At 63.0% G+C, this 9,069-nt stretch carries 9 protein-coding genes; 7 read left to right on the forward strand and 2 right to left on the reverse strand.

Features of this window, described 5'->3' with window-relative positions:
* The 4 genes from EN750_RS08050 to EN750_RS08065 all read left to right on the forward strand — a co-directional run.
* A partial coding sequence (locus tag EN750_RS08050; RefSeq protein ID WP_281062275.1) for a UDP binding domain-containing protein occupies positions 1-337 on the forward strand: 337 nt, incomplete at its 5' end.
* 92 nt (positions 338-429) lie between these two features.
* Positions 430-1,872: a GMC family oxidoreductase gene (locus EN750_RS08055; RefSeq protein WP_127396116.1), complete on the forward strand. Its 1,443-nt coding sequence runs from the start codon at positions 430-432 to the stop codon at positions 1,870-1,872.
* Positions 1,873-1,885: 13 nt separating this feature from the next.
* A complete protein-coding gene (locus EN750_RS08060; RefSeq protein WP_127267655.1) occupies positions 1,886-2,335 on the forward strand; it encodes a hypothetical protein in 450 nt (149 codons plus the stop codon).
* 74 nt (positions 2,336-2,409) lie between these two features.
* Positions 2,410-3,489, forward strand: coding sequence for a glycosyltransferase (locus EN750_RS08065; RefSeq protein ID WP_127267654.1), 1,080 nt, complete (start codon positions 2,410-2,412; stop codon positions 3,487-3,489).
* A gap of 18 nt (positions 3,490-3,507) precedes the next feature.
* On the opposite strand, the gene EN750_RS08070 is transcribed toward EN750_RS08065, so the two are convergent.
* Positions 3,508-4,530, reverse strand: coding sequence for a phosphoribosyltransferase family protein (locus EN750_RS08070; RefSeq protein WP_127396117.1), 1,023 nt, complete (start codon positions 4,528-4,530; stop codon positions 3,508-3,510).
* Positions 4,531-4,582: 52 nt separating this feature from the next.
* A complete protein-coding gene (locus EN750_RS08075; RefSeq protein ID WP_127380405.1) occupies positions 4,583-6,079 on the reverse strand; it encodes a lipopolysaccharide biosynthesis protein in 1,497 nt (498 codons plus the stop codon).
* 188 nt (positions 6,080-6,267) lie between these two features.
* Here EN750_RS08075 and EN750_RS08080 point away from each other — a divergent pair, with 188 nt between their 5' ends.
* The 3 genes from EN750_RS08080 to EN750_RS08090 all read left to right on the forward strand — a co-directional run.
* Entirely contained in the window at positions 6,268-7,440 is a 1,173-nt protein-coding gene (locus EN750_RS08080) for a glycosyltransferase (protein ID WP_127396118.1), read from the forward strand.
* A gap of 40 nt (positions 7,441-7,480) precedes the next feature.
* Positions 7,481-8,476: a glycosyltransferase family 2 protein gene (locus EN750_RS08085; RefSeq protein WP_127396119.1), complete on the forward strand. Its 996-nt coding sequence runs from the start codon at positions 7,481-7,483 to the stop codon at positions 8,474-8,476.
* Positions 8,476-9,069: glycosyltransferase family 2 protein (locus EN750_RS08090; RefSeq protein ID WP_145967481.1), on the forward strand; the 594-nt coding region annotated here is incomplete at its 3' end. The genes EN750_RS08085 and EN750_RS08090, both read left to right, overlap by 1 nt.

The raw sequence follows: 9,069 nt of genomic DNA on the forward strand, positions 1-9,069 counted from the left end.
CGACATGCGTGAGGCGCCGGCGCGCGTCCTGATGGAAGCGCTCTGGAAGGCCGGCGCCAATGTGCAGGCCTATGATCCCGAGGCGATGCAGGAATGCCAGGCCATCTACGGGTTGCGCGACGACCTGCTTCTGTGCGGCACTAAGGAGGCAGCGCTGCGCGGTGCCGATGCGCTGCTGATCGCCACGGAATGGAAGAGCTTTCGCGCGCCGTCCTTCGACGCGGTAAAGGATGCGCTGATTACGCCGGTCATCTTCGACGGCCGCAACCTCTATGACCCCAAGGTCATCGCCCGCCACGGCATCGAATATCACTCGATCGGCAGAATGGCGGCATGAGACTAGGCCCTGGCAGACGGATGCAATACCGGTCCGCACATGGCCTGCGGGCGCTGGGACTGAGCGCGTATTTCTGTGTGGAGTTGTAGCCGATGGTGCTGGACGTAAAGCCGGAGCAAATCACCAAGGATCATTTCGATCTCGTAGCGATCGGTTCCGGCTTCGGTTCGGCCTTCTTCCTGCACGAGTTCGCCAAGCGCCGAAAGGCACGCATTCTGGTGCTGGAGTGGGGGCGCCACAACACCCATGAATGGCAGCTCGAGCAGAACGTCAACACCGACATCGAAGACGAAACGACCTACAAGACCAATTCCAACAAGCCGTGGAACTACACGATCGGACTGGGTGGCGGGACGAACTGCTGGTTCGCGCAGACGCCAAGATTTCATCCCAATGATTTCCGGCTGAAAAGCACCTACGGTATCGGCAATGACTGGCCGATCAGCTATGACGACGTCGAGCCGTTCTATTGCGACGCGGAAGACATCATGTCGATCTCCGGCGATCCCGACATGGCGGCGATGCTGCCCCGCTCGAAGCCGTTTCCGCAACCGCCGCATCGCATGTCGACACCGGACAGGGTGATGAAGGCGGCGCAGCCCGGCCAGCACTTTGTCATGCCAACCGCGCGGGCGCGGCTGCCGACATCACAACGCACCTCGTGCTGTGCCAATCTGCGTTGCTGGCTGTGCCCGGTCGACGCCAAATTCACCGTCAACAACGGGTTGATGCACGTCTTCGAGCATCCCGACGTCTCGGTCTGCCTCGGTGCGGAAGTCCGCCGGCTCGATCACGTCGGCGGCGCTGTCCGTTCGGTCACGTTCCGCCATGACGGCAAGGAATACCAGGTCAGCGGCGATCTCTTCATTCTCGGCGCCAATGCCATCCAGAGCGCGGCGATCATGCTGCGATCCGGCCTGGGCGGCGAATTCGTCGGCAGCGGCCTGCATGAATCCTACGGCTGGAATTTCGAGGTCTATCTGGACGGCGTCGACAATTTCGATGGCAGCACCATCACCACCGGCCTGAATTTCGGCCTCTATGATGGTCCTCACCGATCGAAGCATGCGGCGGCACTGGTCTATTTCGAGAACCGCTGGCAGCACGGACTGCGTGCCGAAAAAGGGCGGCTACGCCAGGCGCTGCCGCTTGTCGTGGTCACCGAGGACTTGCTCGATCCCGAGAACTTCGTCACGCTTGACGAGGATGAGAATGCCTTCGTCAGCTTCAAGGCGCCATCGGACTATGCGGTGAAGGGCATGGCGCGCGCTCTGGAGAAATTGCCTGGCCTTCTGGCGCCGCTGCCGGTCGAAAAGCTCTTCGACCGCGGCATTCGGCCGAGCGAATCGCACGTCCAGGGCACGCTGAGGATGGGTACGGGCCCAGCCGATTCGGTCATCGACAGCGGCATGATCCACCACCAGCTCAGAAATCTGGTCGTCGTCGGCACCAGCACCTATCCGAGCTGCTCCTGCGCCAACCCGAGCCTGACCGCGGCAGCGCTGTCCTTGCGGGCGGCGAGCCGGATCGCGTGAAAGGAGGTATCGCATGATCGAGATTTCCAGACGCTCGGCCCTGGCCGTCATGGCTGGCGGAGTGGTTTCGACAGGGGTCGCCTACGCCGCCGTTTCCTCGTTCTCGGACGAGGATCTGGTGCGCGTCACGCTGGAAAAATACCTTGGCAAGTTGAACATCCGCATCGAGCATCTGCAGCAGTTCGTGCTGGCGTTCCGCAACAGGAATCCGTGGAACTTTCCAAGCGAAAAACTAAGCGACGCCGTCACGCTGGTGGAGGAACTCAAATTGGGCGCAGCACGCCGCCTGCTGCCCGAGCGAAAGCGGGAAGATCTAGTGCATTTCGACCGCTGGGTGGTCGCCGAATTCCATATGCTGACGGACTATGCCTGGCGCAGTTCGCCCAACGACCCGATCCGATTTACCGGCTGGCAATCGTGTACCAATCCCTTCGCCAATCTGGAGCCGCCGAAACTTGCCTGACGTCGAAAGCGAGGCGGCGGACTTTGCCTGTTGTCTCCGAGCAAGGAATACGAGATGCGACAAGGAGCCCGATCATGAAAGTTCTCTTTGCAGGCGGCAACGGCTACCCGCCCGAGTTCAGCGGCGGCGTTCAGTCGAGCACGCATCATCTGGCCGAACAGCTGATCGAGCACGGTCATGAAGCCGCTGTGCTCGCCGCCCTGTTCGGTGATGGTGTCTTCGGCTTCAAGGCGCGCGCCAAGATGAAGCTGCTGCGGCAGCCGGCGGTTGTCGACAGCTATCCCGGCTATCCGGTGGTGCGGGCCTGGTTTCCCTGGGAAGCAGCGGGCTATGCCGTCGACAGGCTGAAGCCCGATGTCGCCGTGGTCCAGTGTCACAAATCGGTTCCGATCGGCAAGGCGCTGCAGGCGGAGGGCGTGCCTCTGGTCGTCTATCTCCGCAATGTCGAGTTCCATGAACTGGGCGGCGATCTGCGCGAATTGCATTCCGCGCTTTACATCGCCAATTCTGACTTCACCGCACGTACTTACAGACAGGAGTTCGGCATCGAGGCGGTGGTGATCCCGCCAACCATCAACCCGGCGCACTACTCGACGCCGACGACGGGCCAGTTCGTCACGCTGATCAACCCTTATGAGGAAAAGGGGTTCGAGCTCGCGGTGCGGATCGCCGGCGCCTGCCGCGAAATTCCATTCCTGTTCGTCGAAAGCTGGAAGCTCGACGACGATCACCGGGCGCGGATCGAGCAGACGATCGCTCCCTTGGGCAATGTCGTCCTGGAGAGCCGCACCAGCGACATGAAGACGGTCTACGGCCGCACGAAGATCCTGCTTGCTCCCAGCAAGTGGGAAGAGGCCTGGGGCCGCGTCGCGTCGGAGGCCCATTGCAGCGGAATCCCCGTTGTCGGCTCGCGGCGCGGCGGTCTGCCCGAAGCGATTGGCTCCGGTGGCGTGGTGCTGGATTATGATGCACCGCTGGCCGACTGGGTCGCGGCCGTCAGGCGGCTGTGGAACGACAATCAGGAATATGACCGGCTTTCCAGCCTCGCCCGCAGCTTCGCCGGGCGCCCGGAACTCGATCCCGATCGCCAGTTCATCACCTTCTTCTCGATACTGGACAGGGCCATGCAGCAACGCGCGCGGCAGGCGGCCTGACGGCGCCGCCTGAGCAGGTCAGGCCGGGCGTTTGACCCGGCTTTTCAGCGTCTCGTAGCCGCGGGCGCCAAGCAGCGCGCGGGCAATGGTCTTGGCGGCGCTTTTGCGGCCCTCTTGCGACTTGATCTGCCGCAGCCTTGCCGGCAGGTTTCTGGCCGCCTGGCCAAGTGCCGGCAGCGACAGCGTGTTGGGAAAGCTGACCATATGCGTTTCGACGCACAGCACCGGCTTGCCTGACAGTTCGGTGATCCTCAGCGCCTGTTCGTGCTCGCTCTCGATGAACAGGATGGCATCGGATTTGCGGTAGAAATCGGCCTTGAAACTGCCATGCGCGCCGAGCCGTTGCCGTTCCGCCTTGCTCGGCAGATCGAGCATGATCAACTGGTCGTATTTGATCTCATGCTTGGCGAGCCATGCCTCGGTGAGCGCGCGGTATTTCTCCAGCCGGCTGGTGACCAGCCAGCCGATCCTGTGGGTCGCGACATGGAGCGGCCGCGCTTCGCTGAGGAATTGTTCATAGGCCGGGCCGTCGTCGTTTTCCGCCTCTGTCGGATCGAGGCACAGCACGCCGTCAATGTCGACGCAGCATTGCGCCAGGAATTTATGATGCATGAAGTTCCACTGGAACATGCGCGGATGCGGCACGACTTCGAAGACGAGGTCGGTTTCCTGGTGCTGGGGCTCAAGGCCGAACACGGCGGCAAAGGTGAACTCCGCCTTGATGCCCGCAGCCTGGATGCGGGCGCGTGCGTCACGCATGGCGTTGCCGCCGGCGACGCTGTCGTCGATCACCAGCACCTTGCGCATCTCGGAAACCTTGCGGTCGAGAGCGGCACGGCGCTTGGTGACGCCAGACGTATAGATACGCCCTTCCAGGAAGCTGTCGAGATCGGTCATCGGGATGTTCGCGGCAAGGCTGACCAGCGTCGCTGCCAAAACGCCGCTTCTCGGCACACCGACCACCAGGTCGATGTCGCGCGGCAGCCGGTGCAGGCCCCTGACGATGGCGTCGTTCATATCGGAGATCGATCGGTAGTGCATGGTTCAGACCTGGTCCTGGAGGAGATGTCGGTAGCAGTCGAAGACGCCCAAATTATTGCGCTTCGCGCGCCGCCGCCGCAGGCAGCCTTGCCGGCAGCATCTTGAGGGCCTCGCGCAAGGCTTCGCGGCCGGAGGCGAATGCCAGTGCGATGACGATGGTGATGAGGTAGGCGAGCACGGCGCCGCTGGCCAGGGCGACGACATGCTGCTGCGGCAGCGCTGGCTTGATGAACCAGATGCCGGCCAGTGCCAGATGGGCGCCAAGCACGAACGGCGTTGCCGCGCGAAGTACATGGTGCGCCTGAAGCGGCCCGCTCTTGCCGACATAGAGCCACAGGAACGGCGTCCGCAGATATTCGCTGATCGCATAGGCGATCGCCACGCCCAGCGCGCCATAGGGCAGGCCGAGCATGAAGGCCAGCACCGACGTCACGGCCGTTATGACGCCCCAGCGCATGAAATCGCCGGAGCGGCCCTGGCTGACGAAAAGCCACCCCGCCGGATTGTTGAGCGGCTGCAGCAGCCCGGCAAAGCCCAGCGCCAGGAAAATCGAGGCGCTTGCGCGCCATTGCTCGCCGAGCACGAAGGGGATCAGCACATCCGACATCGCCGTGGCGAAGGCGACGCCGGGAAGCGCCACCAGCAGGATCAGCGGCATGACGCGCAGGTAGGCGCTGCGGTAGCGATCCGGCTCATCCTTCAGCCTCGAAAGCGCCGGAACCATCACCTTCGACAGCGGGTTGGTGATCTGGCTCAGCGGAAACAGAAGCAGCTTGTAGGCGCGGTCATAGAGGCCGAGTTGCGCCTCGCCCCAATATTTGCCGATCAGCACATTGTCGAGGTTGCGGGCAAAGAAATTGGCGAAGTTGAAGCCGGTGATGCCGGCGCCGAAATTGATCAGCTCGCCGATGCCGGCGACCTTGCGCGGCAGGCCCGGGCGCCAGCGCGAGCTCGCCCAATAGCAGAGCGTCGGCAGCACGGCACCGGTCAGCGTGCCGGCAAACAGGGCCCAATAGGAGCGATCGATAAAGGTCCAGGCGATCGACACCGCAAGCCCGGCAATGGCGCTGGCGACGTCGATGACGGCCAGCCGGCCGAACTGCATGCGGCGTGTCAAGAGCGCCAGATGCTGGGCGCCCAGCCCATAGGCCATGATCTGCAGCCCGAACGCAGCCACCAGACCCGTCACGCGCGGCTCGCCGTAGAAGGCGGCAACCAGCGGCGCCGCACCCGCAAGCACGCAAGCCAGGATCGCGCTGACCGCGACATTGATCCAGAAGAGGTAGTTCACCTCCTCATGCCGGATGCCCGACTTCTGGATCGTCGCCTGGGTCAGGCCGAAATCCTGGAACAGGGCGATAAAGGCAAGCACCGGCGCGCACATCGCCACGACGCCGAAATCCTGTGGCGACAACAACCGCGACAAGACGATAACGGACAGGATCTGTGTCGCGACCCGCACCGACTGCGCCATGGCCGTGACAACCGCGCCGCGCCCAACCGATTTGCGCAAGGAGCCTTCTGGCGGATCGAATGCATTGGCTTCCAAATTCAGGATTCCTGATTTTTTTTTACGTGGATTTCCGAGCCCGAAAATCCACGACCGCCGCCGACCACAAACTACGGCAATAATTTTGCAGTGCAACAGAAAACGTGGGCCGCCGCACCAAAAATGTTGCGATGCAGCAAGACCTGTACTAGCATTCCCTCGGGTGGGCCAACAGCGGTCGAGTTTTTATGCTGCATGTCTTGTACCTTGTGCACGACGTTTCCGACCCGGCGGTGCGCCGGCGGATCACGATGCTCAGGGCAGGTGGGGCCCAGGTCACTTTGGCCGGCTTCCGTCGCACCGCGAATCCGATTGCGGATATCGAGGGACTGCGGCCGATCGACCTCGGCGCGACGCGTGACGGGCGATTCGGCCAACGCCTCGCGGCCGTCGCCAAAGCAGCCGTTTCGATAGGCTCGAAGCTTGGCGGTATGCCAAAACCGGATCTCATCATCGCGCGCAACCTGGAAATGCTGGCGCTTGCCCGCCGCGCCAGGTCAGCCTTCAGTGCATCGGTTCCGATCGTATACGAGTGCCTCGACATTCATCGGCTTGTGCTGCGCAACGATGTCCTGGGCAAGGCGCTGCGCGCCACCGAGCGCTTTCTGGCCAGGGATGTGAAGCTGCTGGTGACCAGTTCTCCTGCCTTTATCGCCAATTATTTCAAGCCGTTCGGCCAGGTTGCGGCACCCATCGAGCTGGTCGAAAACAAATATTTCGAGGCCGCGACGATCTTGCCCGGCGCTCCGGAGACTGAAGAGAGCCCGGTCGGTCCGCCATGGCGGATCGGCTGGTTCGGTGCGCTGCGCTGCCGACGCTCGCTCGAGCTGCTGGCCGATTTCTCCCGCCGCATGGAGGGCCGCTTCGAGATCGTGCTGCGCGGACGTCCGGCTTTGTCGGAATTCCCTGACTTTCACGGCTTTGTCGAAGCCGAGCCGTGGCTGTCGTTTCTCGGGCCCTACCGCAATCCGGAAGACATGGCGGCGATCTACAACGATGTCCATTTTTCGTGGGCGATCGATTTCTTCGAGGCGGGGCAGAACTCCGAATGGCTTCTGCCCAACCGGCTCTATGAAGGCTGCCGTTTCGGAGCGGTGCCGATCTCGATGGGCAACACCGAGACCGGGCGGTTCCTCAAACAGCAGGATATCGGCGTGCTGTTGCCGCAGGCGTCGCCCGAAGCGCTCGAAGCCGTGCTCGGCAAGGTGGAAGAGCACCGCTTCGCCAGGCTGAAGGAGCGCGTTCTGGCCCGCAATCCGAGGACCTGGAGCTACGATCGCAGCGATTGCCGGGCGCTTGTCGAGCGGCTGCGCAGCCTGACGGCCGTGCCCGGCTCCTTTGCCGCCGAGGCATTGGCATAGGATGGCCAAGGATGGACAGAGGCAAGATGGACAGAGGTTGATGACGCAGACGGACAAACCCTCATCCAGCCTGATCGTCATTCCATGCCTGAATGAAGCCGCCCATATCGGTGCGCTGCTCGATCAATTGCGGCCCGCGGCCGCCCGGCTTGGCGCCCGGATCATCGTCGCCGACGGCGGCAGCACCGACGGCACGCTTTCCATCGTCGAGGATGTGATTGCCAAGGACCCGCGGGTTATCCTGCTCCACAACAAGCGGCGCATCCAGAGCGCGGCGATCAATCTCGCCGTCGGTACCTTCGGCGATGGTGCCGACTATCTCATCCGCATCGATGCGCATGGCGGTTATCCCGACGATTATTGCGACCGGCTGGTCGAGGAAGCTCTGGCTACATCAGCGGATTCGGTTGTCGTTTCGATGCTGACCAGCGGCAGCGGTGCCGTGCAGAAGGCGGCCGCCGCGGCGCAGAACTCCAAGCTCGGCACCGGCGGCTCGAAGCATCGGCATCTTTCGCAGGGACAGTGGATCGATCACGGCCATCATGCACTGATGCGGATATCGGCATTCGGCGCCGTCGGCGGCTACGACGAAGCGTTCAGCCATAACGAGGACGCCGAGCTCGATTATCGCCTGCGCAAGGCCGGCTACAAGATCTGGATGAGTGGCAAGACGCAGATGGTCTACTATCCGCGCACCTCGCTCTCAGGCCTCTATTTCCAGTATCTCGGCTACGGTCGCGGGCGTGCCAAGAATGTGCTGAAGCACCGCGTCATCCCAAAGATCCGGCAGATGGTGCCGCTGGCGGTCTTCCCGGTGGTTCTTCTTGCGGCCTTCTCCTTCGTGCATTGGATTGCGGCAGTGCCTTTGTTGCTGTGGGTGTCGGTGTGCCTGGGCTACGGGCTGGTGACGGCTATCCGCCAGCGCAAGGCTGACGTTGCGCTGGCCGGTGTCTCGGCCATGGTCATGCATCTTGGCTGGTCGGTTGGCTTCTGGCTGCAGCTTCTCGGCCTCGGCTCGCGACGCGGAGTGGCCTGATGGCGGCGTCGGCAAAGAACCGCAGCATCGACATCGGCGTCTGCACGTTTCGCCGGCCGGAGCTGGCTGACACGCTGCGCTCGCTCGACGCCATGGAGATGCCGGCGGGATTCGATATCCGCATTATCGTCGCCGACAATGACGACACCCCGACGGCCCGTGATCTGGTGGCGGCGCTGTCGCGGGAATTGACGGTGCCGATCCACTATCGGCATGCCCCGGCGCGCAACATCTCGATCGCCCGCAATGCCTGCCTCGATGCGAGCACAGCGGATTTCGTCGCCTTCATTGATGACGACGAGACGGCCACGCCTCGATGGCTCGCCGAACTGGTCGCGATGGCGCAGCAAAGCGGTGTCGCCGTCGTGCTCGGCCCGGTCAGGGCGCGCTATCGCCCGGATGCGCCGGACTGGATGCGGCGCGGCGATTTCCATTCGACCTTGCCCGTCTGGGTACGCGGCGAGATCCGCACCGGCTACACCTGCAATGTTCTGCTGCGGATGGGCTCGGACAGCCTGCGCGGCCGCCGCTTCAGCCTGGCGCGTGGCCAGACCGGCGGCGAGGACACCGAATTCTTCGACCAGATGCACAAG

Source organism: Mesorhizobium sp. M7A.F.Ca.ET.027.03.2.1 (assembly GCF_003999175.1).
Classification (GTDB): Bacteria; Pseudomonadota; Alphaproteobacteria; order Rhizobiales; family Rhizobiaceae; genus Mesorhizobium.

Coding starts and splice junctions, on each gene's coding strand:
- EN750_RS08065 (WP_127267654.1), top strand. CDS start 2,410: ATGAAAGTTCTCTTTGCAGGCGGCAACGGCTACCCGCCCGAGTTCAGC.
- EN750_RS08055 (WP_127396116.1), top strand. CDS start 430: ATGGTGCTGGACGTAAAGCCGGAGCAAATCACCAAGGATCATTTCGAT.
- EN750_RS08060 (WP_127267655.1), top strand. CDS start 1,886: ATGATCGAGATTTCCAGACGCTCGGCCCTGGCCGTCATGGCTGGCGGA.
- EN750_RS08085 (WP_127396119.1), top strand. CDS start 7,481: ATGACGCAGACGGACAAACCCTCATCCAGCCTGATCGTCATTCCATGC.
- EN750_RS08080 (WP_127396118.1), top strand. CDS start 6,268: ATGCTGCATGTCTTGTACCTTGTGCACGACGTTTCCGACCCGGCGGTG.
- EN750_RS08070 (WP_127396117.1), bottom strand. CDS start 4,530: ATGCACTACCGATCGATCTCCGATATGAACGACGCCATCGTCAGGGGC.